The following is a 26,042-nucleotide window of genomic DNA, read 5'->3' on the forward strand; positions in this document are numbered from 1 at the left end:
CCCGGAAAGACATGCGGAACGAAGCCGAAGGACGGCCGAGAGGGGAGGATGGGGAGCGGGCCGCGGCAGGCGCACGCCGTCAGGACGGGCGCGTGGCGGGCGGCTCAACCCGGAAGATGAATCACAGCTCCATGGCCGAAATAATAGCGGGGCCCGCGGGGCGGTTGTCAACCGTTAATTCGCGGAAGAATGGCGTGGCCGCCGTTTGGCGCGATCTGTGGGGTACGTGTCGTTGACGCCATCGGCCGGCGGGCGCGAGGCTCGCTGGTGTGAAGCGGATCGTGTTCGTGGTCTTCGAGGGGTTCCAGTCGCTGGACCTCACCGGGCCGCTGGAGGTCTTCTCGTTCACCGGACGATACGAGTGCCTGATCGTCGCGGCGGAGGCCGGGGAGGTCACCACGCGCAGCGGGCTGCCGGTCGTCGTCCGGCACGGAGTGCGCGACCTCGACCCCGCGGACGGCGTCGACACCCTCGTCGTCGTCGGCGGGAGAGGCGTGGACGCCGCCACCGGTGACGAGGCGCTCGTCGCCTGGATCCGGGAGGCCGCGCGGGGCGCCCGGCGCGTGGCGTCGGTGTGCAGCGGCGCGCTGCTGCTCGGCGCGGCCGGGCTGCTCGACGGCCGGCGCGTCACCACGCACTGGGGGCGCGCGGAGCAGGTGCGCCGGGCGCATCCGGAGGCCGTCGTGGACTGCGACCCGATCTTCGTCCGGGACGGGCGGATCTGGACGTCGGCGGGCGTGACCGCCGGCATGGACCTCGCGCTCGCCCTGGTCGAGGACGACCTCGGCCGGGACGCGGCGCACCGGGTGGCCCGCGAGCTGGTGCTGTTCCTGCGCCGGCCGGGCAGCCAGTCGCAGTTCAGCGTGCCGCTGTGGACGGCGCGTCCGGAGAGCGACCCGATCCGGACGGCCGTGGACGCGATCAACGCCCGGCCCGGCGACCGGCACGCCGTGGGCGACCTCGCCGGGCGCGCCGGGCTCAGCCCCCGGCACCTGCAGCGCCGGTTCGCCGCCGAGATGGGCGTCCCGCCCGGCGTGTACGTCGAGCGGGTGCGGATCGAGGCGGCGCGGCGGGCGCTCGCCGAGACCGCCGAACCGGTCGAGGCGCTGGCCCGGCGGCTCGGCTTCGGCACCGGCGAGACCCTGCGCCGGGCCTTCCACCGGACGGTCGGAGTCGCACCGTCCGACTACCGCGAACGGTTCCGAACGACAGGAAGGGACGAACGATGACGACCTACGGACTGCTGCTGTTCGAGGGCGCGGAGGAGCTGGACTTCGTCGGGCCGTGGGAGATCTTCACGGCCTCCGCGCTCACCCGCGAGGGCGCGGACCGCGCCGTGCTGATCTCCAAGACGGACGCGCCCGTCCGCTGCAACAAGGGCATGCGCGTCCTGCCGGACCACACCTTCGAGGACGCGCCGGACCTGGACGTCCTGCTCGTGCCCGGCGGGAACGGGCGGGTCGCCGCGGGCCGGGACCCGGTGATCACCGGCTGGATCGCCGCGACCGCGCCGAAGGTCCGCTGGGTGACCAGCGTGTGCACGGGCTCGCTGCTCCTGCACGACTCCGGGCTGCTGCGCGGCAAGCGCGCGGCGACGCACTGGGCCGCCGAGGACGAGCTGGAGTCGCGCGAGGGCGTCACCCTCGTCCGCGACGAGCGCTTCGTCGTCGAGGGCGACGTCGTCACGAGCCAGGGCGTGTCGGCGGGCATCGACATGGCGCTGTGGCTGATCGGGCAGCTCCACGGCGTCGATCACGCGCGAGGCGTCCAGAAGTACGTGCAGTACTACCCGCAACCGCCCTACGCGAGCCACGCGGGCTGACCCCGCGAACTGACCGCGGGGCCGGCCCGGCGGGGGTCAGGCGGACTGCTCGGCCTCGGCGCGCATCTCCTCCATCTCGCGCAGCACCTTCTTGCGGGCGCGCGCCGAGAGGCGGTCGATGTAGAGCTTGCCGTTCAGGTGGTCGGTCTCGTGCTGGAGGCAGCGGGCGAGCAGGCCCGTCCCCTCCACCGTGACGGGGTTGCCCTGGACGTCGAAGCCGTGGCAGGTGGCGGTGTCGGGGCGCGCGACCGGCGCGTGCGGGCCGGGCACCGACAGGCAGCCCTCCTCGCCGTCGTCGAGGTGGCGGTCCGGGCCCTCGGGCAGGACGAGCGTGGGGTTGCAGACGACGCCCTTGCGGTTCACGTCGTCCGCGTCGGGGCAGTCATAGACGAACACGCGCAGGTCCACGCCGATCTGGTTCGCGGCGAGGCCGACGCCGTCCGCCTCGTACATGCTGGCGAACATGTCGTCCACCAGGGCGGCGAGGTCGGCGTCGTAGCTCTCCACCGCACGCAGGGGCCGGTGGAGGACGGGGTCCCCCACCAGGGTGATCGGTCGTGCCTGTCCGCTCGTCATGGTCCGCATGGTAGCCAGCCGCGCGCGGTGCGCGGTTCACCGCGATAATCACCGGTCATGCGGTTCGGGGTGCTCGGTTCGACGGCGGCGTGGCGGCCGGACGGGACGCCGGTCCCGCTCGGCGGCCCGTCCCGCCGGGCGTTGCTGGCGTTGCTGCTCGTCCGGCCGGGGGAGGCGGTGTCGGCCGAGGGGCTCGCGGACGAGCTGTACGGCGACCGCCTCCGGGCCGGCGGCGACGCGGGGCACGCGTTGCAGTCGCAGGTGTCGCGGTTGCGCGCCGTCCTCCGCCCGGACGCCGACATCGAGATCACCCCGGCCGGGTACCGCCTGACCTGCGCGGAGGTCGACGCGGCGCGGTTCGAGTCGCTCGCGGAGGACGGGCGTGCCGCGCTCACCGCCGGGGACGCGTCCCGGGCCGCCGATCTGCTCGGCGAGGCGCTCGGGCTGTGGCGCGGACCGGCCTTCGCGGACGCGTCGGAGACGGCGTCCGGCACCGCCGCCGCCACCCGCCTGGACGAGCTGCGCTTCGCCGCGCTCGTCGCCCGCGCCGGAGCCGACCTCGCCCTCGGCCGCCATGACGCCGCCGTCGCCGAGCTGCGCGACCTGATCGCGCGGCATCCGCTCCGGGAGGACCTGCGCGCCCTGCTGATCCGCGCGCTCGCCGGAAGCGGCCGTCAGGCGGAGGCGCTGGCGTTCTACGAGGAGACGCGCGTCCTGCTGGCCGAAGAGCTGGGCGCGGACCCGTCGCCCGAACTGGTCGCGCTGCACCGCGCCCTGCTCCAGGGAACGCCCGTCGCGAAGCCCGCTGCGAAGCCCGCCGCAGAGCCCGCCGCGGAGCACGCTGAGAAGCCTGCCGCTGAGCACGCTGAGAAGCCTGCCGCTGAGCACGCTGAGAAGCCTGCCGCCCGGGTCTCGCGTCCGGGTACCCCGATCAGCGGGTTCGTCGGCCGGGACGAGGACGTCGCGGGCGTCCTCGACGGGCTGGCGTCCGGACGGCTCGTCACCCTGTTCGGGCCGGGCGGCGTCGGCAAGACGCGCCTGGCGGGGGAGGTCGCGCGGCGCTGGGACGGCGAGGTCGCCTTCGCGCCGCTCGCCCCCGTCGCCGATCCGGCGCAGGCGGTGTTGCAGGCGCTCGGCCTGCGCGAGCGCGGGCTGCTCGGCGGCGGGGGCGACCCCGACCCGGAGGAGCGGCTCGTCGCCGCGCTCGCGGACCGCGCCCTGCTGCTCGTCCTGGACAACTGCGAGCACGTCGTCGCGGACGCCGCGAACCTCGCCTGGCGGCTGCTCTCCGCATGCCCGGACCTGCGCGTCCTCGCGACGAGCCGGGAGCCGCTGGACGTGGCGGGCGAGCGCCTCTGGCAGGTCCGGCCGCTGCCGCAGGACGACGCCGTCCGGCTGTTCGAGGAGCGGGCGCGGGCCGCGCGCCGCGACGTCGTGCTGGACGGGACGCTCGTCCGGAAGGTCTGCGCGGCGCTGGACGACCTGCCGCTCGCGATCGAGCTGGCGGCGGCCCGGCTGCGCACGCACGAGCTGTCCGACGTGGCGGCCCGCCTGGACGACCGGTTCGCGCTGCTCGCGCGCGGCAGCCGGACGGCCGACGCCCGGCACCGGACGCTCCGCGCGGTCGTCGACTGGAGCTGGGAGCTGCTCACCGGCGAGGAACGCAGGGCGGCGCGCCGGTTCACCGTGTTCGCCGGAGGAGCGACCGCCGCGTCCGCCAAGGCGGTAACGCGCGCGCACGAGGCGACCCTGGACGCGCTCGCCGACCGCTCGCTCCTCGACTTCTCCAACGGCCGCTACCGGATGCTGGAGACGATCCGTGCCTACGGGGCCGAGAAGCTCGCGGAGGCGGGCGAGGCCGAGGAGTTCCACGCGGCGCACGCCGCCCACCTGCTCGACCTCGCCGAGGGCGCCGACCTGCTCGGGCACGGCCAGCTCGCCGCCCTCGACCGCCTCGCGGCCGAGCACGACGACCTGATCGCGGCGCTGCGCCGGGCGATCGGCGCGGGGCGCGTGCGAGCGGCGTCCCGGCTGCTGAGCGCGATGTCCACCTACCTGTGGATCAGGGGGCTGGCGGGCTCGGCCGCGCCGCTCGCCGCCGCGCTCCTGGAACTGCCCGGCGCCGACCGGCCGGGCGCGGACCTGCCCGGCGAGGAGTTCGCGGTCTGCGTCACGATCGCCGGGGCGCACGCGACCGACCGGCAGCGGGAGATGGCGGCCGTCGCGCTGGCGGAGGCCGGACGTCCGCTGCGCAACTCCATGGCGTCCTTGCAGTGGCTCATGAACACGGTCGGCGGCGGTGACGTGGACGTCCAGTTCAGGACGCTGAGGGCCGAGCGCGACAGCCCGGACCCGTGGGCGCGTGCGGCGGCGCGGCTGATGTCGGGGTATCCGCAGCTCGCGCAGGGCGATCTCGGCCAGGCCGAGCAGGAGTACCAGGCCGCCGCCGACGGCTTCCGCGAGCTGGGCGAACGCTGGGGGACGGCGCTCGCGCTGGACGCCCTGGCCACGCTCGCCGCGATCTCCGGGGACGCCGTCCGCGCCATCGCCCTCATCGACGAGGCGCTCGCGCTCGGCGCGGAGCTCGGCGCGGCCGACGACGTCGCCGACCTGCTCTGCAACCGGGGCGACCTCCGCGCCCCGGACGACCTGGAGGCGGCCCGCGCCGACTACGCCGAAGCGGCGGCGGTGGCCCGCCGGGCGGGCAACGCGACCTGCCTGGCGGCGGCCTTGCGCGGCCTGGCGGACGTCGCCCTCGCCGAAGGCGACACGGCCGGAGCGCAACGCCTCTACGAAGAGGCTCTGGACCATTTCGATCCCACGTGGGTCAAGAGCGTCGGAAACCGCGTCCGCACGCTCATCGGCTTGGGACGCATCGCAGAGCCCGACCCGAAGGCGGCGGACCTGTACCGGCAGGCGATCGAGGTCGCGGCGGTCATCGGGGCACTGTCCGAGGGGGCGCGCGGGATGGTCGCTCTCGCGCGCGTGCACGAGGGCGAGCAGACGGCGCGGATGCTCGGTGGGGCGACCGTCCTGCGCGGCATGGACGCCGTGGCCGATCCCGAAGTCGCCGCCATCGAGAAGGCCACGCGCGCGCAACTCGGCGACGACGCCTACACCGCCGCCTACCGCGAGGGCCTTCGTCTCAGCCACGAAGACGTCCTGCGCCTCGCGGGCCTCTCCGAGGAGACCATCCGGAAATCGCCGCTGCGCGTCTTCCCCGACTTCTGACTCACCGGCGGTGTGCGCGCGGTGAGCGGCCTCTCGCAGAGCCGGGGGCATGACGAAGAACACCCTGATCTCGGGCACCTCGATCGCGGATGATCGCGAACAGCGTCCGGAGGACGGCCGAGAACATCACCTTGAAGACCTACCGGGCACGCCGGTCCAGCAGCACCGGGACGAGGGTCAGCGCGAGCAGCCCGGCCGTGAGCGCGAAGCCGCCCGCGTAGGACGCCACGGACACCACGATGCCGAACCCGACCGCGCCGACGCCCATCCCCGCGTCGTACGCCACGTTCCACAGCGCGCTGACCCGGCCGTACTCCGGCCGGGTCACGCGGTCGAACATCAGCGCCAGCGTCGAGGACTGCGCGATGCCGAACCCGGCCCCGAACAGCAGCGGCCCGACGACGACCGCGACCGGGCTGCCCGTCCAGACCAGCGTCCCGGCCCCGGCGGCGGTGAGCAGCACCATCGGGACGAGCAGGGGCCGCGCGCCGTACCGGTCCGCGAACCGCCCGGACATCCAGCGCGTCAGCGGCGTCGCCACCGACTGCGCGAACAGCGCGCCCGCCGCCAGCCCGGCCGCGGCGCCGTGCACCGCCAGCGGCACGAACGTCTGGAGCACGCCGGTGGCGAAGGTGACCGCCGCGAAGATCAGCGCCGGCCGGGCCAGCTCCGGCCGCCGCGCCGCCCGCAGCAGCCCGCCGTGCTCGGCCGGGTCGTCCTCGCACCGGACGCCGGGCAGCCCGCCGAGGACGGCCAGCGGGACCACCGCCACGACGGCGGCGGCGACGAACACCGTGGAGAACCCGGCGTGCCCGCTGAGCCAGATCCCGAGCGGCAGGCACGACAGCGCCGGGATGCCGACCGCCACCCCGTAGACGCCGAGCGCCTCGCCGCGCCGCTCGGGCGCGACCGACTCGGCGGCGAGCGCGGTGCCCGCCACGACCAGCACGCCGAGCCCGGCCCCGCGCAGCGCGCACGCCAGCAGCACCATGGGCAGCGACCCGGACAGGATCGGCAGCGCCGACGGCGGCCCCAGCAGGAGAAGCCCGCCCGCGAGCGTCATCCGGTATCCGTAGCGCGAGGCGAGCCGCGGGATCAGCGGCTCGACCAGGACGGTCGCGAGCATCATCACGCCCGTGCAGAGCCCCGCGCCGAACCCGCCCCCGCCGTGCCGCGCCACGAACAGCGGGAGCGTGGACATCAGCAGGTAGCAGGCGGCCATCCCGCCGAGCGAGCACCACAGCAGGCCGAGGAACGCCCGAGTGAAGATCGTCGGCCGGGCGGCGGCCGGGGCCGGGACATCGCGGACGCTCACCAGCGGGCTCCTTCCGGGGGACGGGCCTCCCATCGTCCGCCGCCCGGCGCGCCGGGGGATCAGGCAAAAGCCTTATTTTCGGTCCGCCCCGTCCGGGCCGGGGAGCTGAGGCCGCCCGACCGTCGCCGGGTCGAGGACGTCCAGGACCGGGACGAGGCGGCGCTCCTCGTCGGCGAAGTGGGCGTCGATCTCCGCGACGATCCGCTCCACGCCCTCGCGCCGCTCCTCGTCCGCGAGGTCGGTGCGGGCGCACAGCGACTCCAGCTCGGCGCGCTTCCCGGCGAGGACGGCGTGCTGGCGGCGCAGGTCGTCCAGCATCGGGGCGAGCGCCGGGAACTGCTGCTCGATGCGCGGGAAGACGCCGTTCTCCTTGGTGTGGTGGGACTCCAGGTCGCCGCACACGGTCAGGCAGTGCGTGCGGAGCCGCTCCAGGAGCGGGGCCGACGGGGCGTCCGTGCCGAACGCCGAGCTTTCGAGCACGTCCATGAGGTCGTTGCGCAGGGACTCGTGGATTCGGACGAGCTCGCTCCCGAGCGCCCGCTCGCGGTCCTCGTCCACGCGGTACAGGACGACGGCGGGGAACGTCCGGGAGGTGCGCGCCGCATAGCTGGCGTACGCCTCGGACGACGCCATCATCTCGGCGTGCAGGCGCTCGCGTTCCTCCTCGGGCGCCGGGATCGCGGTGGCCGTGTACGAGGACGTCCCGATCTCAACGGTCACCCTCGGGTTCGCGACGAGGTTGGCGTACCAGGTCGGATGGTCGTCGCCGCCCGCGTTGGTGGCGAAGACGACGGGGCGTCCGCGGCCGTCCTCGCGGTAGGCGAGCGGTGAGGTGCGCGGTGCTCCGGACCGGCGTCCGGTGGTGGTGAGGAGCAGGAGCGGCATCCCGGCGAAGGGGCCGCCGACCACGCCTCCGTTCGCCCGGAACTCCTCGACGATCGGACGGTTGAACTCGGTGTAGGTCATGCCTCTGGCCTCCGCGTAGGCTGATCCCGGCGAATCATGTTTGCTTTGCAAGCAAATCTACTTTGAATGCAAAGGTGTTTGTATGTCAACGGGCCGGGAGCCGGACGGGCCGGACGTCGAGGCCGGCGTCCGCGCGATGCTGCTGCTCATGCCGCGCCTGGTGGGCCGGGCGAAGCGGACGCCGCCGCCCGCGTCGCTGGCCGGGTTCGCGCTCGCGCCGCGCCACCTGTCGCTGCTCGCCTACCTGCTGTTCGACGGGCCGATGCCGGTCCGCGCGCTGGCCGAGCGGCTGGAGGTGGCCCCGACGACGGTCAGCCTCATGGTCGGCGACCTCAGCCGCCAGGGCATCCTCGAACGCCGCGAGGACGAGGCCGACCGCCGCCGCACGATCGTCGCCATCGCGCCCGAGCACCACGACGGCATCAGCGGCTGGCTCGCCAAGGGCGCGGACGCCTGGCGCGCCGCGCTCGACCCGCTCAGCCCGTCCGAGCGCCGGATGTTCATCGAGACGCTCCGCCGCTACGAGGAGGCCGCGCGCGAGTCGTGACGCGAGGCACGTGACGTGCGGCGCGTGACGTGCGACGCGTGACGCGGGCACGGCACGTGAGGCACGTCACAGCGTGGACTGTCACGTCCGGGCAGGGTCTCCAGTCCTCTCTGCGTAGTCGCGAGAAGAAGAGGAGACCGTCATGCGAGTGCTGGTCGCCGGAGCCACCGGAGTCATCGGCCGCCGCCTTGTCCCCCTGCTGAAGGAGGCCGGGCACGAGCCGGTCGCGCTCACCCGCAACCCCGGCGCGGTGCGGGAGCGGCTGGGGGTGGAGACCGTCGAGGCGGACGCGCTCGTCCGCGAGGACGTCCTGAAGGGCGTCCGCGACGCCGCGCCCGACGCGGTCGTGAACCTGCTGACCGCGATCCCCGCCAAGCTCGACGTCTCGCGGCTGGCGGAGGAGTTCGTCCTGACCAACCGGCTGCGCACGCAGGGGACCCGCAACCTGCTGGACGCCGCCCCCGGCGCCCGGCACATCGCCGAGAGCGTCGCGTTCGTCTACCAGCCGGGCGACGGGCTCGCCGACGAGGACGCGCCGACCTGGTACGACGGCACGCCCGACCAGTTCGTCACCACGCTCGAAGCCGCTCTGGACCTGGAAAGGCAGCTCACCGAGGCCGGCGGCCTCGCGCTGCGCTTCGGCCACCTGTACGGGCCGGGCTCGGGCTACGCGGCCGACGGCGCGACCACCGCCGCGATCAGGGCCGGGCAGTTCCCGCTGATCGGCGGGGGGAACGGCTACTTCTCGTTCATCCACTCCGCCGACGCGGCCGCCGCCGTCGTCGCCGGGCTCGACCGGGACGTCAGCGGCGTCCTGAACATCGCGGACGACCACCCGACGCAGGCCCGCGAGTGGATCCCCGAGGTCGCGCGCATGCTCGGCGCGCTCGAACCGCCCGTGGTGTCCGAGGAGCAGGCCCTTCCCGTCGCCGGGGAGTGGGGCGTGGCCTTCCTGAACCGGCTGCGCGGCGTGGACAACGCCCGTGCGCGCGCGAGCCTGGACTGGCGTCCGCGCTACGCGTCCTGGCGGGACGGCTTCGAGGTCGAGCTCTCCAAGGACGAGTAAGGCGCGGAAGGTGGGGCCCGCCTAGCGCGAGCCCCACCTTCACCCGCGTCAGCTTCCCGCGACGGGGCCCTTCAGGCTCCTGGTGAACCAGGCGAGGATGTCCGGGAGCAGTTTCTGGAGGTCGGCGGTGTAGTGGCCGCCGTTCTTCTGGATCTCCACCTGCGCGGTCGTCGGCGCCTGGACGAGCCGCTTGAACTGCATCACGCGCTCCCGGTCCGCGCGGAACAGCTTGCGGTCGCCCGCGAGCAGGAACAGCCGCACGTCCGGCCGCTTCTTGACCGTCTCGTCCGGGCTGTTGGCGCGCATCTGCTGCGGCGTCCAGCGCGGGCCGGCCTGCGGCTCGGGCGAGAAGTACCCGGCCCACGACATCGCGGCGCGGTACTTGGCCGGGTGCTCCAGCGCCAGCTTGACCGCGCAGAACGCGCCGGACGACGCGCCGCCGAGCCCCCAGCCGTCGCGTCCGGGCAGCGTGCGGAAGTTGGCGCGGACCATGGCGTAGACGTCCTCGCCGAGGAACGTCCCCATCTTCGGCATGCCCGGGATGTCGCTGCACTCGGTGTCCTGGCGCGTGGACATCTGGAGCACCGGCATGACCATGATGAACGGGTGCGCCTTGTGGCGCTTCTCCATCTGGACGGCCGTCTTCTGGATCGGCTCGACCTCTTCGTGCGCCCAGAAGTTGTAGTTCACGCCGGTGTTGCCGGTGAAGAGCGTCAGCACCGGGAAGCCGCTCCTGGCGTAGCGCGGGTCCTTGTACTCGGGCGGCAGCCAGACCCACACCTTGCCCGTCACGCCGGACCTGGCGCCCTTGAGCGTGGTGACCATGATCGGCCCGCCGGACGTGTTGTGCGAGAACTTGAAGTGCGCCTTCGGCCCGGTCGGCATCTGCACCGGCGGTTCGGTGCGCCCGGCGGGCGCGGCCTGCGCGGGCGTCGTGGACGGCGCGGGCGGTTGCGCCTTGGCTCCTCCGGACCCGCATGCGGCGGCGGTCGAGACCACGAGCGCGGCGGCGGCGAGCGCGGCCCCGATGCCGCGCAGGCTCCGTCGTGATGTCATCAATGGCCTCCCCGTAGGCCGTCTCCGCCGCCCCGCGACGCGGGTCACCGAAGCACACGAACTGGCAGGATCATAGGGGCGGCCAGGCAAAACGCAAAAGTCCCGCCTTTGCTCGCCTATCCGTACGTGCCGGGTGAAGCCCCTATTCAAGGCTTGTTCACCCCATGGACGGACGAAAGCCCGGCCCGCGCCGGCGGTCCGTCCGGATGCGGACAGTCGGGCGGGACGGGTCCATGCCTACTCTTGTTTGCGTTGTTGCGCAACTATTGCGCAGTGCCGCCGAGCGTGCTCAGCGCGTGAGCAGGCGGGTGATCAGATCGTCCATGGCGGCGCCCGTCTCGGCCCGGGCGGCGGCCGGATCGGCCGCGACGGTGATCACCACTCCGGCCTGGTTGGCGGCGCCGAACAGCAGGTGCGTCAGGGGCTCGGCGCGGCCGGGGGAGACCAGGCCGAGCCGCTCGGCCTCCCGCATCCCCGCGCGCAGCTGCCGCCGCGCGCAGTACGGGTCGTCGTAGGCGACCGAGCGCTCCCACCCGAGGACGAGCGGCCCCTCGCGCAGCAGGACGCGCTGGACGTGCGGCTCCAGGCAGGTGTCGAGGAAGGCCGCCATGCCCGCCCGCAGCCGCTCGGCGGGCCCCGGCCCCGCGCCCAGCGCGGCGGCGGCGCAGCGGTCCGCGACCTCGCGCTGGACCTGCTGGAAGGCGGCCTCGAACAGGCTCTCCTTGTCGGCGAAGTGGTGGTAGAGCGCGCCGCGCGTGACGCCCGCGGCCCGCACCACGGCGGTCGTGGACGTGCCGGCGAAGCCGTGCTCGGTGAACAGGGCGACGGCCGCGTCCACGAGCCGCCGCCGCGTGGCGTCGCCCTGCTCGACCTTCCTGCTCATCCCCCCATCGTAGGGAGCTAGGCGGCGTACACGTTCACCTCTTCGGGCAGGCCGAGGGCGGCGGGGTCGAGCCGTCCGGTGGCGGCGAGGACGAACGGGTGCGGGTCGCCGGTGACGACCGTCCCGCCGCCTCCGATCTCGGCCTCGGGGAAGCCGTCGAGCCGGAGCGTGAGGGAGACGCGGTCGTCCAGCGTCTCGCGCAGCCAGGCGAGCGCCGCGCCGAGGCCGGGGCCGGTGCCGGCCGGACGGCCGAGCGCCGCGCGGACGTCGTCGGAGTGCACGTACGCGTCGTACCAGAGCGTCAGGACGCCGTTGCCGACCGTCCGTCCGGCGGGTCCGGGCCCGGCCCAGACCTCGTCGGTCAGCGCGGACAGGCCCGGCTCGATCGTGCCGGCCGCCGCGCGGAGGGCGGCGGCGAGCCCGGCGGGGGAACGGCCGCGCCCGGCCGCGGCCTGCTCGTCGGGGGAGCGCGTGCCGGACGCGCGGTTGACGATGTCCTCGGCGTTGCCGAGCACGTGGGCGGCGACGTCGCGGACGCGCCATGCGGTGCACCGGGTCGGGGCGTCCCAGTCGGCGGCGGAGAGGCCGTCCACGAGGTCGGCGAAGGCGCGGAACTCGGCCAGCAGGCCCTTGACGGTCGTGTCGCGGTCGGGCGGCAGGTGTCGGGTCATGCCCGCGAACTTACATACATGCAGCCTGTATGTGAAGGGGTGGGGACAACCCGAAGGCCGATCCGGTGGAAGGCCCCGTTACGCCCGCGGCGCGGGACGGGTGGAATCGTGGCATGAGCTTCCCGAGTGCCGGACCCGCGATGCCGCACGCGGTCCCGCCGATGCCCCCGCCCGCCGTCGAACTCCGCGGCGTCCTGCGCCGGTACGGCTCGGACGACACGGCCGTGACGGCGCTCGACCGGGTGAGCATCGCGTTCCCGCCCGGCAGCTGGACCGCCGTGATGGGACCGTCCGGCTCCGGTAAGTCCACGCTGCTGCACTGCGCCGCAGGGCTGGACCGCGCCGACGAGGGGCAGGTGCTCGTCGCGGGCCGCGACATCACGCGCGCGCCCGAGCACGTCCTCACCGAGCTGCGCCGCCGCTCGCTCGGCTTCGTCTTCCAGAACTTCAACCTGGTCGGCGCGCTGACCGCCGAGCAGAACGTCGCGCTGCCGCTCCGGCTCGCCGGGGTCCGGGTGAAGCGCGAGCAGGTCCGGGCCGCGCTCGCCGACGTCGGCCTCGGCGACCGGGGCGGGCACCGGCCGCGCGAGCTGTCCGGCGGCCAGCAGCAGCGCGTCGCGATCGCGCGCGCGATGGTCACCCGCCCGGACGTGCTGTTCGCCGACGAGCCGACCGGCGCGCTCGACTCCCGCTCCGCCCGCACCGTGCTGGGCCTGATGCGGCGCGTCGTCCAGGGCTCGCCGCAGTGCGTCGTCATGGTCACCCACGACCCGGTCGCCGCCTCGGCCGCCGACGCCGTGGTGTTCCTGCGCGACGGCCGCCTGGTGGACCGGCTCGTCGGGGCGTCCGCCCGCGACGTGGCCGACCGGCTCGCGACGCTGGAGGACTGACCCGTGTGGCGGATGTCGTGGAGCACCTTCCGGGAGCGCTGGACCCTGTTCGCGGGCGCGCTGCTGACCGTCGTGTGCGGGGTCGCGCTCGTCCAGGCGTCGATGATGGTCGTGCTCGGCTCGGAGCACCCGAGGATCCCGGCCGGGGCGTCGCCGCGCGAGGCCGCCGAGATCAAGGACGCCTACGAGGGCGCCGGCTCGCTGCTCGGCATGACGGCCATGCTCGCCTGCTTCCTCGCGGTGTTCATCGTCGGCTCGACGTTCGCGTTCACCGTCGCGCAGCGCCGCGCCGACCTCGCGCTGCTGCGCACGCTCGGCGGCAGCCGCCGGCAGGTCGTGGCGCTGCTGATGAGCGAGGCGGTGATCCTCGGCGTGCTCGGATCGGCGGGCGGGATCATGCTCGGCGTCCCGCTCATGTGGATCCAGACGTTCCTGCTGACGTCGACCAAGCTCGTGCCCGGCTCGTTCGAGCCGGTCTGGGACAACGGCGTGCTGATCGGCTCGGTGAGCGCGGGCGTCGGGATGGCGCTCGCCGGGTCGTTCGCCGCGACGCTCCGGGCGGCGCGGGTCCGGCCGCTGGAGGCGCTGCGCGACATCGGACGCGCCGCGCGGGTCATGACCGTCGGCCGCTGGTTCTGGGGCGTCACCATGCTCGCCCTCACCGCGGTCATGGTGTCGGCCGAGGGCAAGGTCGACTTCCTCGGCGCGATGCTGATCGGGCTCGGCGTGTCCTTCGCCGGGGCGATCGGGCTGAGCGCGCTCAGCCCGCTGGTCGTCCCGCTCGCCGGGCACCTGCTGCGCCCGTTCGCCCGGTTCGGCCCGCTCGCCGAGCTCGCCCAGGCCAACCTGCGGGACGGCAAGCGCCGCGCGGCCGCGACCGCCGCCCCGATGATCGTGCTGACCGCGCTGGTCGTCGGGCTGACCGCGATGCTCGGCACGCAGGCGAAGGCGGGCGGAGCGGAGGTCGAGCGGAACATCGTGGGCCAGTACGTCGTGACGTCCAAGGGCGCGGACGCGCAGCGGATCGCCTCGGTGCCGGGCGTCGGGGCGACGTCCACGGCCGTCGTCGCCGACATCACGCTCACCTACGTCCACACCGACTCCGACGAGCGGGGACGCCGCGAGACGGTGCGTTCCGGCATCTACGCCATCGACGCCGCCGACTGGGCACGCACGCACAAGCAGCGGCCGATCTCCGGGGCGCTCGGCGACGTGCGCGGCAACGGCGTCCTCGCCGGACCGGGCGCGGCCGAGGACGGCGTCCGGCGCGGCACGACCGCCGTGCTCGGCATCGGCGACCGGAAGGTGAAGGCGAAGGTCGTCGCGCGGCTGCCCGGGACGCTGGAGAACAACGCCGACGCGTTCTACGTCCCGCGCACGCTGCTGCCGCCGGACATGCTCGCGAAGGCCGAGGCCGACACGATCGTCCAGGTCGCGCCGGGCGCGTCCGCCGCCGACGTCGCGCGGCGCCTGCGCGACCTGCGGATCGGCGAGGTCCGGACGGTGTCGGCGTGGTCGAACGCGCGCGTCGCCGAGCAGCAGGAGGAGAACGACAACGTCATGATGGTGCTGATGGGGCTGTCCGCCGCCTACGCGGTGATCGCGATCATCAACGCCATGATCATCGCCGGCACCGAGCGCCGCCGCGAGTTCGCCGTGGCGCGGCTGACCGGGCTGTCCCGCCGCCAGGTCGTTCAGGCCGCGCTGCTGGAGGCGTCCGGGGTGACGCTGATCGGCGTCGGGCTGGGGCTGCTGGTCGCGCTGCTGTCGCTCGGCGGGTTCCTGTTCGGGCCGCGCGGCACCGAGATCCTCGCCGTCCCGTGGACGCTGATCGTCCTGCTCGTCCTCGGCGCGTTCGCGATCTCCACCGTGACCAGCGTGCTCACCACGCGGGCGGCGACGCGCGTCCCGCCGGTCGCGCTGGCCGCCGCCCGCGAGTGACCCCGCCCCGGCCGCGCCGGGTGGGCGGACGCCGGGCGGGCCGGGCGTCAGGCGCGGGAGGGGACCTCCTGGATGAGCCAGCCGTTGCCGTCCGGGTCACGGAACTCCAGGTAGGTGCCGTAGTCGCCGCGCTTGGGATCGTGGCCGTCCACGCGCGCGCCGCCCTCGCCGAAGTGGTACGGCTCGCTCACGTCCACGCCGCCCTTCACGAGGGTCTCGCGCGCCTCGTCGATGTCCGGGACGACGATGTGCAGCCCGTCCAGCGTCCCGGCCTTCTCCTCGTTCCGCATCAGCGTGATCGAGCACGCCGATCCCGGCGGCGTGAGCTGGACGATGCGGAAGTCGTCGGCGGAGAAGTCGACGTCCATGACGAAACCGCAGCGCTCGGTGTAGAACGCCTTGGCGCGGTCGATGTCGGCCACCGGCATGATGATCAGTTCGAGCTTCCAGTCCACGGTCTTCCTCCTGAGGGGGTGCCCTACCCGGTTCGACCGGCGGCCGAGCGGTAACTCATCGCGCCTAGCATGAATCCGTGGAGATCCTCGGTCCGGACGAGTGGCGGGCGCGCGCCGACGCGCACCGCCGGCGCGTCGGCGCCTGGCTCGAACCGCACCTGGAGCGCCGCAGGCGCGGCGAGAAGCACCCCGTCGAGGACTTCCTGTTCACCTACTACAGCCACCGGCCGAACCGGCTCCTCCAGTGGCATCCCGGCGCGGGCGTCGAGCTCGCCGGCGCGCGCGACCTCGGCCGCGACTACGTGAACACCGAGCGCGGCGCGGCCGTGGACGTGGACGGCCTGCTCGCCCGGCGCCGCTCCTCCGTCGAGTGGACGGCCGCCCTGCTCGCCCGGACGGCCGCCCGACCGGCCCAGTTCGGCTGCTTCGGCCTGCACGAGTGGGCCATGGTCTACCGGACGCCCGAGGTGCGGCACGAGGCGTGGCCGATGCGGCTGTCCGCCGACGAGATCGCGGGGATCGTCGAGGCGCGCGGCGTCCGGTGCAGCCATTTCGACGCGTTCCGGTTCTTCACCGAGGCGGCGCGCCCGCTGAACGTGCTCCAGCCGACCCGCGAGACGCAGCACGAGCTGGAGCAGCCCGGCTGCCTGCACGCCAACATGGACCTGTACAAGTGGGCGTACAAGCTGTCGCCGCTGGTGCCGTCCGAGCTGGTGGCCGACTGCTTCGCGCTCGCCCGCGACATCCGCGCCGTGGACATGCGGGCCAGCCCGTACGACCTGGCCCGGCTCGGCTACCCGCCCGTCCGGATCGAGACGGCGGAGGGCCGCGCCGAGTACGCGGCCCTCCAGCGTGACTTCTCCCGGCGCGCCGAGCCCCTCCGCCTCCGCCTGCTGCGGGCCTGCGAGAGCCTCCTCGCCGTCCCGGCCCAGTCCCCGCCGAGCCCCGGACGAGCCCCGGCCTAGTCGCGGGCGGCGAGGGTCCGGGTCGGGTCGGCGCGCAGGGCGGCGCGGGCCGGGAGGGCGGTCGCGGCGAGCGCGAGCAGGGTCGCCGCGGCGATGATCCCGAGCGCACCCAGAGCCGGGACGTGCGGCGTCGCGGCGCCGGTCATGCCCGCGCTGTAGGAGGTCAGCGTCCAGAACGCGATCACCGTGCCGAGGACGGTCGCGATCGCGGCGACCGCGAGCGTCTCCCAGCGCAGCATCCGCAGCACCTGCCGCCTCGTCGCGCCCGCCAGGCGCAGCAGCGCCAGCTCCCGGGAGCGGCCCGCGACGGCCATCGCGAGCGTGTTGACCATCGCGATCCCCGCGAACGCGACGACCAGCCCGAGCGCCAGGTAGTTCACGGCGGACGCCCCCGACACGCCCTTGTTCGCCGCCACCGGCGCGCCGATCATGACGCCCGGCGGCAGGGCGCGCCGCAGCGCGTCCTTCGCGACGCCCGGCGCGGACACCAGCGCCGTCCCCATGGACGAGTCGGAGTGCGCGGCCACCAGGTCGTACGGCAGCGTCAGATCGCCGAACCCGAGGCCGCGCCGGTAGATGGCCACGACCTTCTGCGTGGTGCGGGTGCCGTCGGCGAGCGCGAACGAGACGCTGTCGCCGACCTTCATGCCGATCCCTTCGCGGGCGGCCATGGCGCCCGGGCCGAGGCGGTCGAGCGAGCCGTCCCGGACGTCCAGGTCCATGGTCGCGGACAGGCCGTCCGGCGTGACGCCCTGCACGCTGTAGGGGCTGTTCGCGGCGCGCACCCGGCTGCGGACGACCTCGGTGACCGCCTTCACGCCCGGCACGCGGCGCAGCGCGTCCGCCGTCGCCGCCGGGACGGCCGGACCGAGCCGGTAGTCGGCGACGGTCCCGGTCCGGGCCTGCGCCTCGGCCGCGCCGGTCAGCGTGGACTGCGCGAACAGCAGCGTCCCGGACATCGCGATCATCAACGTCAGCGGCGTGATCACCGAGGCGAGCCGCCGCGCGGACGTGCGCAGGTTCGCGGCGGCGAGCTCGCCCGTCCCGCCGGACGCGCGCAGCGGCACGGCGGCCACCGCGATCGCGGCCCGTGCCAGCGGCGGCCCGAGCAGCGCGATCGCCACGGTGAACAGCAGCGCGGTCAGCGGCGTCAGCGGGCCGGACGCCGCGTCGGTGTGCACCGACCGCAGGACGACGCTCAGCACGATCCCGCCCGCGAGGGCCACGACGCCCGCGACGATCCGCGGCACCGGCACCCGCGCCGGGGTGAGCGCGGCCTCGCCGAGCGCCTCGACCGGACGCAGCCGCGTGATCCGCCGCGCCGAGACGCGCGCCGCGAGCCAGGCCGCCAGGACGGTCGCCCCGGCCGCCACCAGCGGCGGGAACGGCCCGAGGACGAGCGGGAGGTTCTTCGGGATCACGTCCCCGGCGGCCATCCGGCCGTGCAGCCAGCCGCCGAGCGGCAGCCCGGCCAGCGCGCCGGGGACGGTCGCGAGCGCCCCGACCAGCAGCGCCTCCCGGCCGAGCATCCGGCGCAGCTGCCGGGGCGTGGCCGCGACCGCGCGCAGCATCGCCAGCTCCCGCTCGCGCTGCTGGACCGCCAGGCCGAACGTCCCGACGACGGCCAGCAGCGCCACGATCAGGGACGTCCCGCCGAGCGCCGCGCCCATGCTGACCAGCTTCGTCCGGGCCGCGCCGACACCGGGGAACTCCACGCGTCCGCGCTCGTCACCCGTCGCGACGACCGCGTTCGTCCCCCGCACCGCGCGCTCGACGTCCTCCGGGTTCCCGCCCCAGACGCCGATCGCGGTGACCTGCCCCGGATGCCCGGCGAGCCGCCGCGCCTCGTCCGCCGCGACGTACGGGTGATCGGCGACCCCGACGACCCGGTACGTGCGCGGGCCCTTCGCCGTCAGCACGTTCACCCGCGCGGCCCTCGTGTTCAGGACGATCTCGTCCGCCGCCCGCGGAGCCCGCCCCGCCCGCAGCCGGACCGCGCCCAGCGGCTCCCAGCCGTACCCCTCGACCGGCCCGGCCCCCTGGACGACCAGCGGAAACGACACCTCGGTCACGACCCGCCGCACGCCCGGCACGGCCCTCACCTTCTCGGCCAGCTCGGCCGGGATCCAGGCGCGCGCCGCGTTCGGCTTCGACTTCCGCTTCGTCTTCCCCTTCTTCTTCTGCTTCACGAAATGCGACTGCGGGTCACCGGCCACGACGACCGGCGCGTCCGCGTACCGGACGGGCCGCACCGTCCCGCTCAGCCCGGTGTCCATCAGCGTCCCGCACGCCGTGACCAGCGCGGCGGCGAAGAACAGCGCGACGAACGCGCCCGCGAACGCGGCCTTGCGGTACCGCAGAGTGCTCCAGATCATCGCGCGTACGCCCCCAGCCGGGTCATGCGGTCGGCCACGGCGGACGCGGACGGCGCGGCGAGCGCGTCCACGATCCGGCCGTCCGCCAGGAACAGGACGGTGTCGGCGAACGAGGCCGCCACCGGGTCGTGCGTCACCATCACGACGGTCTGGCCCAGCTCGTCCACGGTCTGCCGCAGCAGCTCCAGCACGTCGCGGGCCGTCATCGTGTCGAGCGCGCCGGTCGGCTCGTCCCCGAACACCACGTCCGGACGGGTGACCAGCGCCCGCGCCAGCGCAACCCGCTGCTGCTGCCCACCGGACAGCTCGCCCGGACGGTGCGCCGCCCGGTCACTCAACCCGACCCGCTCCAGCACCTCCGCTAGCAGCGCCCGGTCCGGTCTGCGTCGCGCCAGCTTCAACGGCAGCGTCACGTTCTGCTCCACCGTCAGGGACGGCACGAGGTTGAACGCCTGGAACACGAACCCGACGCGCTCGCGCCGCAGCTCCGTCAGCTTCGCCTCGCTCATCCCCGACAGCGCCGTCCCGCCGAGCCGCACCTCGCCCGACGTCGGCCGGTCGAGCCCCGCCGTGCAGTGCAGGAACGTGCTCTTCCCCGACCCCGACGGGCCCATCACCGCCGTGAACGCCCCCGACGGCACCGCCACCGACACCTCGCGCAGCGCCGCCACCGCGCTCCCGTTCCGGCCGTAGACCTTGCTCACCCCGGCCATGACCACCGCATCGCTCATGGGTTCCACTCTGCTGACCTGCGGCTCCACCCAGAAGAGCGGTCGTCATCGATCACCCGTGACATCGTCACGGGTACCCTCGTGCCGTGATCAGGGTGTTGCTCGCCGAGGACCAGCACGTCATCCGGAGCGGGCTGGTCGCCCTGCTCGGCCTGGAGGACGACCTGGAGGTCGTCGCGGACGTCGGCGCCGGCGACGCCGCCGTGTCCGCCGCCCTCGCCCACCGCCCCGACGTCGCCGTCCTCGACGTCGACATGCCCGGCATGGACGGCCTCACCGCCGCCGCCGCGCTCCGCGAGAAGCTCCCGGCCTGCCGCACGCTGATCCTCACCGGCCACGGCGCGCCCGGCCAGCTCCGCCGCGCCCTCGACGCCGGAGTCGGCGGCTTCCTGCTGAAGACCGCCCCGCCGGACGACCTGGTCGCCGCGATCCGCGCCGTCCACGAGGGCCGCCGCGTGCTCGACCCCAGCCTCGCCGTCACCGCCTGGGACCTCGCCGCCGACCCGCTCACCCCCCGCGAGAAGGACGTCCTCCGCCTCCTCGCCGACGGCGCCGAACCCGCCGAGATCGCCACCCGCCTGCACCTGTCCGCCGGGACCGTCCGCAACCACCTCACCGCGATCGTCACGAAACTGAACGCCCGAGGCCGCCCCGACGCCGTCCGCATAGCCCGCGAATCAGGCTGGCTGTGTTGATTTGAGCCTCCGGCTCCGAAGACTCGCCTAGCGGCTCGTCTTCGGCCCGGAGACTCGTGCGAGCGCGACGTCGCTTCGCGACCTTCGCCCCGGCGCTCGCCTTCGGCGTCGCGCCGGGGCTCAGATGGCGCGCTCGCTGCGCGGGCCGGGGTCGTCGCGGGGTCTCACACTGAGGCGTGAGCCTTCCGTGGTTCGGGTGGCTTTTGATGACGCATCACGAGCCGTCCTTGGGGCGTTTCGCGTGGCCGTACAGGAAGGTCGAGACTCCGGCGGTGACCATCTCCCGGAGGGCGTCCTCGTTGTGGAGGTCCGCCCGGTCGGTGAGGTTGTCGGCGGAGATGAGCAGCATCAGGTGCCCGGCCGCGCGAGCGGGGTCGGCGATCGTGAGGTCGCCGCGCTCGGCGATGCGGCGCAGGCGTTCGGCCAGTGCGCGCCGGGTACGGCCGGGGCCGGTCTCCTGCCAGTGCCGGAGCGCGGCCGGCGGGATGTGCTCGATCTCGGCGTTGATCTGGCGGACGAGCGCGAAGTGCGGGGCCAGGTCGGAGGTCAGCACGCCGAGCCAGGCGAGCCCGAAGTCGATCAGGTCGTTCTCGAGATCGACCACCTTGGTCAGGTGGCGGTCGATGACGTCGACCATGGTGTCCGCGACCCGCTGCGTGCTCTCCCGCATCACCGCCTGGAACAGCTCGGCCTTGTCGGTGAAGTGGTTGTAGATGGTGCGGTTGGACACCCCCGCCTCGGCGGCGATCGCGTCCAGCCCGGCGCGCGTGTAGCCGTCGCGGGCGAACAGGGTCAGCGCCCCGGCCATGATCGCCCGGCGCTTGTCCGGCTGGCCGGCGGGCTTCTTCCTCTCGGTCACGCTCCCCGATCCTAGCCAGTTGCACCGATCCTTGCATTCGTTGCGACGGTCGGCGTAATGTCTACACCGATCGGTGCAACACGCTGTCGTTGAGGAGAGGTTCATGACCAAGATCGGCATCGTCGTCGGTAGTACGCGTCCCGGCCGGCGGGGACGCATCGTCGCCGAGTGGGTGGCCGGCGTCGCCGCGAGTGAGCGGCCGGGGATCGACTTCGAGATCATCGATGTGGCCGACTTCGGCTTGCCGCTGCTGGACGAGGCGCTTCCGCCGGCGTCCGGGGTGTACGGCAAGGCGCACACGGTCCGGTGGGCGGAGGCGGTCGCCGGTTGCGACGGGTTCGTGTTCGTCACGCCGGAGTACAACCGCTCGATGCCCGGTGCGCTGAAGAACGCTTTGGACTTCGTCTACGCCGAGTGGAACGACAAGGCGGCGGGGTTCGTCGGGTACGGGCTGCAAGGAGCGACCCGCGCGGTGGAGCATCTGCGGCTGGTCCTGGCCGAGTTGAAGGTGGCCACCGTCCGCAGCCAGGTGGCGCTGTCACTGCACCACGACTTCACCTTCTCCGCTCCGACCGAGCCGGGCGACCTCACTCCCGGCCCGCACCAGCACTCCGCCCTCACCGCCCTGCTGGACGACGTCGTCGCCTGGTCGCGGGCGCTGGCACCGATCCGGGAAGGAGTCGCGGCATGACCGCCCCGATGACCGGGTCCGCGCTGGACGAGCTGGCCGGCGCGATCGCCGCCGGCACGACCGTCGCGGGGCTCGGCGAGTCCACCAGGTTCGCCCGCGAGACCTTCGAGGTGCGGGACCAGGTCTTCCGCCGCCTGGTCGGCGGGCACGGCTTCCGCGCGCTGGCCGTGCAGGACAACGCTTCGGTCGGAGCGGCCCTCGACGAATACGTCACGGGCGGATCGAGCACGGCGCATTCGGCTCTGGCCGATGCGTGGCGGCCCTGGCGCACCGCCGAGATGGCCGCGGCGCTGGAGTGGATCCGCGCCTTCAACCGGGAGCGCCCGGACGACCCGGTCCGGATCTTCGGGGTCAAGCCCGCCCAGGCGCGGCCCGCCGACTACGACGCCGTCCTGGCGCACGCGGGCCGGGTCGCCCCGCACCGGCTGGCCGACCTGGCCGCCCACCTGGACCCGATCCGCACCGCCCACGAGATCGACGAGCACGTGCAGCGGGCCAGGGGCCTGCATCCGGGCCGTCCCTTCGCCGAACACGCGCGGGACGCGCTCGCGATCGTCGAGCAGTTGCCCGACGATCTCGTCCTGGAGCGGATGCGCCTCATCGCGGACTTCCACGAGCGCAGCGTCGCCGGGCGCGACAACTACGCCGGCGACGCTCGGACCTGGGCGGACGCGATCATCGACCACCAGCACCGGACCGGACGCCGCGTGGCCTACTGGGACGGCATCGCGCACACCGCGGCGGCTCCGGTGACCCTGGGCCTGGCGCCCGACCGCGGTCCCCAGCCGACGGTCGGCAGCGTGCTGCGCGACCGCTACGGCACCGGTTACCTGTCGGTGGGGATCGGCTTCCACCACGGCGACCTCGGCGCCGTCACCGTCCCCGAACCGGCCCCGGACTGGCTCGACGCCCGCCTCGGGGCGACCGGCCGGCCCGCTCATTGGCTCGACCTGCGCGACGGCGGATGGAACGGGCCGTTCAAGGCACGCGTCATCAGCGGCGTCTACGACCCGTCCAAGGACGCGACCGAACACCTCGCCGTCGCCTCCCTGCCGGACGCGTTCGACGTGCTCGTCCACCTACGCCAAGTCACTCCCGTCCACTGGCTGACCACGTAGAGGCGGGCGGAGAGCGTGATGTGCCGGTGTGTGGTCGTGGCCCTAGGTGATGTCGGGGAGTCGCACGCTGAGGCGGAAGCCTTCGGGGGTCCGGGTGGCTTCTAGGGTGCCGTTGACGGCGGCCAGCCGCGTCGCGAGGTTGCCCAGGCCGGAGCCGGGCGGGGTGATCTCGCCGGACACGCCGTCGTTGGTGACGGTCAGGGCGTCCGGAGCGACCGTGATCTGCACGTGGCGGGCGGTGGTGTGGCGGAGGATGTTCGTCACGGCCTCGCGGAGCACGATCGCGAAGACGGGTTCGGCGTCCTTCGGAGGATCGCCGTCTCGCCGGACGGCGACGTCGATGCCCGCCGCCTCCAGGACGCCCAGTGCCGACTCCAGTTCCGGGGCGAAGTCCAGCCGCGGCGCGGCGCCGGTCACGGCGGCCATGTCGGTGCGGGCGCGTTCGGCCATCGCGACCATGTCGGCGAACTCGCGCGCGGCGCGGTCCGGATCGCGGTCGGCGAGGCGGCGCGCCAGCTCGCCCTTGATCAGGATCGCGGCGAGGCCGTGGCCGAGCAGGTCGTGCAGGTCGCGCGCCGCGCGCAGCCGCTCCTGGACGACCGCCGCGCGGGCCTGCGCCGCCGCGGCGTCGGCGAGCTCGTCCGCGAGGCGGGCGAGGCGCAGCAGCCCGTACACGACCAGCGCCGTGAGCGGCACGCTGACCAGCGTGTTCACGACCATCCCGTGGCCCCACACCGCCGCCCCGGTCAGCGCGAGCGCCGCGACGGCCAGCGCCCCGGCGGCCCGGACGGGCAGCAGCACGAACATCGACCCGACCAGGAAGCCGGGCAGCGTCCCCCACGGTTCGTGCAGCAGGACCAGCGGCGCGAAGCTCGCGACAGCCTGGACCGCCAGCAGCGCGCCCCACCAGCGTCCGCGCGGACGCGTCCAGCGCAGCAGGATCGCCATCGCGAGCATCGACGGCGCCGCGATCGGCAGCTCGCGCGGCGGGACCTGGAGCAGCCCCTTCACGGTCAGCACGAGGACCGTCGCGGCGAGCAGCCCGACCGCGAGCCGCCGCTCCGCCGTCGCCTCCGCGACCGGACGCTCCTCCGGCACCCGCACGGACGCCTCGACCGCGAACCGGCCGTCCGGTTCCAGGACGGTCCGGAGCCGCCCGCCCGCCGCCGCGATCCGCTCGTCCAGGCCGTCGAGCGCGCCCGCGCCCTGCTCGGACGTCCGGACGCCGTCGTTCACGACCCGCAGCGTGAGCAGCCCGTCCCGCTCGGCCGTCGTGATCTCGCACGAGCGGGCGGTTCCGCGCCGCACGACGTCGGTGACCGCCTCGCGCAGCACGACCGCCAGCAAGGCTCCGGCGCGGCCGAGCGGTTCGCGATGACCGGTCCGGACGTCCGCCTCGATGCCGCCGGACGCCAGCAACCCCTTCGCCGCCGCGATCTCCGGCGCGAGCGACAGGCTCCGCAGCTCGACCGAAGCGGCCCTTGCCGTGCCGAGCGCCTCGCGCGCGGTCTTCAACACGGGCTCCAGCTCGTCCGGCCGCGATCGCGCGATCGTGTCCAGGGCCGTGCCGAGGCCCGCGTTCAGCTCGGCCGCCACGCGCAGCCGCTCGTCCTCGACGGCCGCGAGCGCGAGCGTCATCCGCGCCGCCGCCCGCCCGTCGATCCGGGCCACGAGCCGCGCGAGCCCGACGACCAGCACACCGGTCAGCACGGCCGTCAGCGCGACGTCCACGACATGCGCGACCGACCCGCCGCGCGCCGCCGCCAGCGCGAGCGCGCTCGCCGCGACGCCCCCGGCCGTCCAGTGCCGTCCGGCCACGACCAGCGCCCCGCCGAGCATCCCGACGAGCCCGACCGAAACCCACCCCGGCGCGACGCCCGCGTAGACGCAGACGGCGAGAACGCCGAGGTCCTGGGCCGTCCAGCCGCGTCCGAGCGAACGCAGCCAGACACCCAGGGCCCCGGCGCACAGCACGCACGAGACGACGAGGACCACGACCGGACGCCCGACCGCCGTCAGCGCGTACAGCCCGCACAAGCAGGCCAGCAACCCGCCGACGACGACCCGAGCCCCCCGAGATCCCATCGCCACGAACCGTCAGGAGTACCGCAGCAACTGACCGATCGAGCTGGGCCGCGCCTTGGACGGGTCGAGTATGTCCATCGTCGAGACACCCCAGACGACCGAGGTCCCCGGAACGCGGGCCAGCGCGCGCACGAACGGCGACCCCTTCGGGCCGGGGACCTGGACGGTGCTCCACTTCCCGGCCTTGGTCCGGTGGATGAGCACGCCGCGTTGCCTGCCGTCCTGGGAGGCGAACCAGAACCCGCCGCTCCCGTCCGGGGTGATCTCCCGCAGGCACTCGCCGCCGGGGGCGGCCGTGCGCTTCCAGGAACGGCCGTCCCAGTGCAGCAGCGAGTTCGGGTGCTTGGCCCCGTACTGGCAACCGGTCGCCCACACGCTGCGGGACGACTCGGCGACGAGCGACCACACCGGAACGCCGACCGACAAGATCGTCCACTTGCGGCCGTCGAACCGTCCGACGGTCTTCATGTCCTTGCCGGGCGCGGCGTCGCGGCCCGCCGCCCACAGGTTGGTGGACGACGTCGCGCTCGTCCGGCCGGGCATGAACGTGCCGGTCTTCACGCGCTTCCACGAGCGGCCGTCGTAGTGCCAGGTGCCCGAGCCCCTGTCGGCTCCGGGCGCGCCGAACACCCACACGTTCTTCGGGCCCAGCGCCTGCACGGAATCGGGATAGCCGGGCAGGTCGCGCTTGACGACCGACCAGCGCTTGCCGTTCCAGTGCAGCACGGCGTTCGGTCCCGCGCCGGGCGACTCGCCGGGCGTGCTGACCGCCCACGCGTCGGTGGCCGAACGGACCGAGACGTCCTGCACCATTCCGTCAAGCCCCTTGGGCAGGGCGATGTACTTCCACCGGCTGCCGTTCCAGCGGTAGGCGAACGGGACGATCGCGGGCTTGGCGTTCGGGTGGTACGCGTTGCCGAACGCCCAGCCGTCCTTGCGGGACGCGATGGTGAGCGCGTCCATCTGGGTGCGGGCCGCCGGCTTGAAGGTCTGCGTGACGCGCCAGGCGTGGGTGGCGGCGTCCGCGGGGACGGCGGCCGTGGTCACGGTGGTCGCGAGGGCCGCCGTGGCGACGAGCGTCGCCTTCAGAGGGTGGTGCAAACG

At 74.3% G+C, this 26,042-nt stretch carries 23 protein-coding genes; 11 read left to right on the forward strand and 12 right to left on the reverse strand.

What is annotated here, in order from left to right:
- The first annotated feature begins 269 nt into the window (after positions 1–269).
- Complete coding sequence (locus ACFPCY_RS17535) at positions 270–1,229, forward strand: GlxA family transcriptional regulator (RefSeq protein WP_378256360.1); 960 nt, start codon at positions 270–272, stop codon at positions 1,227–1,229.
- Positions 1,226–1,822, forward strand: coding sequence for a DJ-1/PfpI family protein (locus ACFPCY_RS17540; protein WP_378256361.1), 597 nt, complete (start codon positions 1,226–1,228; stop codon positions 1,820–1,822). Before ACFPCY_RS17535 ends, ACFPCY_RS17540 begins: the two co-directional genes overlap by 4 nt.
- Before the next feature lie 36 nt (positions 1,823–1,858).
- Here the strand turns inward: ACFPCY_RS17540 and def are convergent, their stop codons facing one another.
- The gene (def, locus tag ACFPCY_RS17545) at positions 1,859–2,407 is read right to left on the reverse strand and encodes a peptide deformylase (RefSeq protein ID WP_378256363.1); all 549 of its coding nucleotides are present in this window, start codon (positions 2,405–2,407) and stop codon (positions 1,859–1,861) included.
- A 48-nt stretch (positions 2,408–2,455) separates the two neighbouring features.
- Here def and ACFPCY_RS17550 point away from each other — a divergent pair, with 48 nt between their 5' ends.
- The gene (locus ACFPCY_RS17550; protein WP_378256365.1) at positions 2,456–5,629 is read left to right on the forward strand and encodes an AfsR/SARP family transcriptional regulator; all 3,174 of its coding nucleotides are present in this window, start codon (positions 2,456–2,458) and stop codon (positions 5,627–5,629) included.
- 139 nt (positions 5,630–5,768) lie between these two features.
- Here ACFPCY_RS17550 and ACFPCY_RS17555 read toward each other — a convergent pair whose 3' ends face one another.
- Positions 5,769–6,944, reverse strand: coding sequence for an MFS transporter (locus ACFPCY_RS17555; RefSeq protein WP_378256367.1), 1,176 nt, complete (start codon positions 6,942–6,944; stop codon positions 5,769–5,771).
- 72 nt (positions 6,945–7,016) lie between these two features.
- Complete coding sequence (locus tag ACFPCY_RS17560; RefSeq protein WP_378256369.1) at positions 7,017–7,910, reverse strand: nitroreductase/quinone reductase family protein; 894 nt, start codon at positions 7,908–7,910, stop codon at positions 7,017–7,019.
- Positions 7,911–7,992: 82 nt separating this feature from the next.
- Between ACFPCY_RS17560 and ACFPCY_RS17565 the strand changes: the two genes are divergently transcribed.
- Together ACFPCY_RS17565 and ACFPCY_RS17570 are read left to right on the forward strand one after the other, a co-directional pair.
- Positions 7,993–8,457 carry a MarR family transcriptional regulator gene (locus ACFPCY_RS17565; RefSeq protein ID WP_378256371.1) on the forward strand — a complete coding sequence of 155 codons (465 nt, stop codon included), beginning with the start codon at positions 7,993–7,995 and terminating at the stop codon, positions 8,455–8,457.
- Between the two features lie 142 nt (positions 8,458–8,599).
- Complete coding sequence (locus ACFPCY_RS17570) at positions 8,600–9,523, forward strand: NAD-dependent epimerase/dehydratase family protein (protein ID WP_378256373.1); 924 nt, start codon at positions 8,600–8,602, stop codon at positions 9,521–9,523.
- Between the two features lie 48 nt (positions 9,524–9,571).
- Here the strand turns inward: ACFPCY_RS17570 and ACFPCY_RS17575 are convergent, their stop codons facing one another.
- From ACFPCY_RS17575 to ACFPCY_RS17585, 3 genes are all read right to left on the reverse strand, one after another.
- A complete protein-coding gene (locus ACFPCY_RS17575) occupies positions 9,572–10,579 on the reverse strand; it encodes an alpha/beta hydrolase (protein WP_378256375.1) in 1,008 nt (335 codons plus the stop codon).
- Between the two features lie 289 nt (positions 10,580–10,868).
- Complete coding sequence (locus ACFPCY_RS17580; RefSeq protein WP_378256377.1) at positions 10,869–11,462, reverse strand: TetR/AcrR family transcriptional regulator; 594 nt, start codon at positions 11,460–11,462, stop codon at positions 10,869–10,871.
- A gap of 17 nt (positions 11,463–11,479) precedes the next feature.
- A complete protein-coding gene (locus tag ACFPCY_RS17585) occupies positions 11,480–12,133 on the reverse strand; it encodes a maleylpyruvate isomerase family mycothiol-dependent enzyme (protein WP_378256379.1) in 654 nt (217 codons plus the stop codon).
- Positions 12,134–12,246: 113 nt separating this feature from the next.
- On the opposite strand from ACFPCY_RS17585, the gene ACFPCY_RS17590 reads away from it, so the two are divergent.
- Positions 12,247–13,023 (forward strand): ABC transporter ATP-binding protein, encoded by a 777-nt coding sequence (locus tag ACFPCY_RS17590; RefSeq protein ID WP_378256381.1) that lies wholly within the window; start codon positions 12,247–12,249, stop codon positions 13,021–13,023.
- Positions 13,024–13,035: 12 nt separating this feature from the next.
- Positions 13,036–14,964: an FtsX-like permease family protein gene (locus tag ACFPCY_RS17595; protein ID WP_378256460.1), complete on the forward strand. Its 1,929-nt coding sequence runs from the start codon at positions 13,036–13,038 to the stop codon at positions 14,962–14,964.
- A 47-nt stretch (positions 14,965–15,011) separates the two neighbouring features.
- Here the strand turns inward: ACFPCY_RS17595 and ACFPCY_RS17600 are convergent, their stop codons facing one another.
- Positions 15,012–15,419: a VOC family protein gene (locus ACFPCY_RS17600; RefSeq protein ID WP_378256383.1), complete on the reverse strand. Its 408-nt coding sequence runs from the start codon at positions 15,417–15,419 to the stop codon at positions 15,012–15,014.
- Positions 15,420–15,496: 77 nt separating this feature from the next.
- On the opposite strand from ACFPCY_RS17600, the gene ACFPCY_RS17605 reads away from it, so the two are divergent.
- Positions 15,497–16,384, forward strand: coding sequence for a 3-methyladenine DNA glycosylase (locus ACFPCY_RS17605; protein ID WP_378256385.1), 888 nt, complete (start codon positions 15,497–15,499; stop codon positions 16,382–16,384).
- On the opposite strand, the gene ACFPCY_RS17610 is transcribed toward ACFPCY_RS17605, so the two are convergent.
- Positions 16,381–18,759, reverse strand: coding sequence for an ABC transporter permease (locus tag ACFPCY_RS17610; protein ID WP_378256387.1), 2,379 nt, complete (start codon positions 18,757–18,759; stop codon positions 16,381–16,383). The genes ACFPCY_RS17605 and ACFPCY_RS17610 overlap by 4 nt on opposite strands.
- On the reverse strand, positions 18,756–19,490 hold the full coding sequence (locus ACFPCY_RS17615; RefSeq protein WP_378256389.1) for an ABC transporter ATP-binding protein: 735 nt from the start codon (positions 19,488–19,490) through the stop codon (positions 18,756–18,758). Before ACFPCY_RS17615 ends, ACFPCY_RS17610 begins: the two co-directional genes overlap by 4 nt.
- Before the next feature lie 86 nt (positions 19,491–19,576).
- Between ACFPCY_RS17615 and ACFPCY_RS17620 the strand changes: the two genes are divergently transcribed.
- A complete protein-coding gene (locus ACFPCY_RS17620) occupies positions 19,577–20,185 on the forward strand; it encodes a response regulator transcription factor (RefSeq protein ID WP_378256391.1) in 609 nt (202 codons plus the stop codon).
- Between the two features lie 214 nt (positions 20,186–20,399).
- On the opposite strand, the gene ACFPCY_RS17625 is transcribed toward ACFPCY_RS17620, so the two are convergent.
- Positions 20,400–21,044 (reverse strand): TetR/AcrR family transcriptional regulator, encoded by a 645-nt coding sequence (locus tag ACFPCY_RS17625; protein ID WP_378256392.1) that lies wholly within the window; start codon positions 21,042–21,044, stop codon positions 20,400–20,402.
- 103 nt (positions 21,045–21,147) lie between these two features.
- Here ACFPCY_RS17625 and ACFPCY_RS17630 point away from each other — a divergent pair, with 103 nt between their 5' ends.
- Together ACFPCY_RS17630 and ACFPCY_RS17635 are read left to right on the forward strand one after the other, a co-directional pair.
- A complete protein-coding gene (locus ACFPCY_RS17630; protein WP_378256395.1) occupies positions 21,148–21,735 on the forward strand; it encodes an NADPH-dependent FMN reductase in 588 nt (195 codons plus the stop codon).
- On the forward strand, positions 21,732–22,853 hold the full coding sequence (locus ACFPCY_RS17635) for an erythromycin esterase family protein (RefSeq protein ID WP_378256397.1): 1,122 nt from the start codon (positions 21,732–21,734) through the stop codon (positions 22,851–22,853). Before ACFPCY_RS17630 ends, ACFPCY_RS17635 begins: the two co-directional genes overlap by 4 nt.
- Positions 22,854–22,895: 42 nt before the next feature.
- Here ACFPCY_RS17635 and ACFPCY_RS17640 read toward each other — a convergent pair whose 3' ends face one another.
- Both ACFPCY_RS17640 and ACFPCY_RS17645 read right to left on the reverse strand, forming a co-directional pair.
- Positions 22,896–24,938: a sensor histidine kinase gene (locus tag ACFPCY_RS17640; RefSeq protein ID WP_378256399.1), complete on the reverse strand. Its 2,043-nt coding sequence runs from the start codon at positions 24,936–24,938 to the stop codon at positions 22,896–22,898.
- 12 nt (positions 24,939–24,950) lie between these two features.
- Entirely contained in the window at positions 24,951–26,039 is a 1,089-nt protein-coding gene (locus ACFPCY_RS17645) for a hypothetical protein (RefSeq protein ID WP_378256402.1), read from the reverse strand.
- Positions 26,040–26,042: the final 3 nt, after the last annotated feature.

Source organism: Actinomadura gamaensis, from assembly GCF_042652125.1.
GTDB lineage: Bacteria > Actinomycetota > Actinomycetes > Streptosporangiales > Streptosporangiaceae > Spirillospora > Spirillospora gamaensis.

Bases quoted from the DNA above. Each gene is read 5' to 3' on its own strand.
- ACFPCY_RS17540 (WP_378256361.1), top strand. From the start codon at position 1,226: ATGACGACCTACGGACTGCTGCTGTTCGAGGGCGCGGAGGAGCTGGAC.
- def (WP_378256363.1), bottom strand. From the start codon at position 2,407: ATGCGGACCATGACGAGCGGACAGGCACGACCGATCACCCTGGTGGGG.
- ACFPCY_RS17550 (WP_378256365.1), top strand. From the start codon at position 2,456: ATGCGGTTCGGGGTGCTCGGTTCGACGGCGGCGTGGCGGCCGGACGGG.
- ACFPCY_RS17560 (WP_378256369.1), bottom strand. From the start codon at position 7,910: ATGACCTACACCGAGTTCAACCGTCCGATCGTCGAGGAGTTCCGGGCG.
- ACFPCY_RS17565 (WP_378256371.1), top strand. From the start codon at position 7,993: ATGTCAACGGGCCGGGAGCCGGACGGGCCGGACGTCGAGGCCGGCGTC.
- ACFPCY_RS17570 (WP_378256373.1), top strand. From the start codon at position 8,600: ATGCGAGTGCTGGTCGCCGGAGCCACCGGAGTCATCGGCCGCCGCCTT.
- ACFPCY_RS17575 (WP_378256375.1), bottom strand. From the start codon at position 10,579: ATGACATCACGACGGAGCCTGCGCGGCATCGGGGCCGCGCTCGCCGCC.
- ACFPCY_RS17580 (WP_378256377.1), bottom strand. From the start codon at position 11,462: ATGAGCAGGAAGGTCGAGCAGGGCGACGCCACGCGGCGGCGGCTCGTG.
- ACFPCY_RS17585 (WP_378256379.1), bottom strand. From the start codon at position 12,133: ATGACCCGACACCTGCCGCCCGACCGCGACACGACCGTCAAGGGCCTG.
- ACFPCY_RS17590 (WP_378256381.1), top strand. From the start codon at position 12,247: ATGAGCTTCCCGAGTGCCGGACCCGCGATGCCGCACGCGGTCCCGCCG.
- ACFPCY_RS17595 (WP_378256460.1), top strand. From the start codon at position 13,036: ATGTCGTGGAGCACCTTCCGGGAGCGCTGGACCCTGTTCGCGGGCGCG.
- ACFPCY_RS17610 (WP_378256387.1), bottom strand. From the start codon at position 18,759: ATGATCTGGAGCACTCTGCGGTACCGCAAGGCCGCGTTCGCGGGCGCG.
- ACFPCY_RS17615 (WP_378256389.1), bottom strand. From the start codon at position 19,490: ATGAGCGATGCGGTGGTCATGGCCGGGGTGAGCAAGGTCTACGGCCGG.
- ACFPCY_RS17630 (WP_378256395.1), top strand. From the start codon at position 21,148: ATGACCAAGATCGGCATCGTCGTCGGTAGTACGCGTCCCGGCCGGCGG.
- ACFPCY_RS17635 (WP_378256397.1), top strand. From the start codon at position 21,732: ATGACCGCCCCGATGACCGGGTCCGCGCTGGACGAGCTGGCCGGCGCG.
- ACFPCY_RS17640 (WP_378256399.1), bottom strand. From the start codon at position 24,938: ATGGGATCTCGGGGGGCTCGGGTCGTCGTCGGCGGGTTGCTGGCCTGC.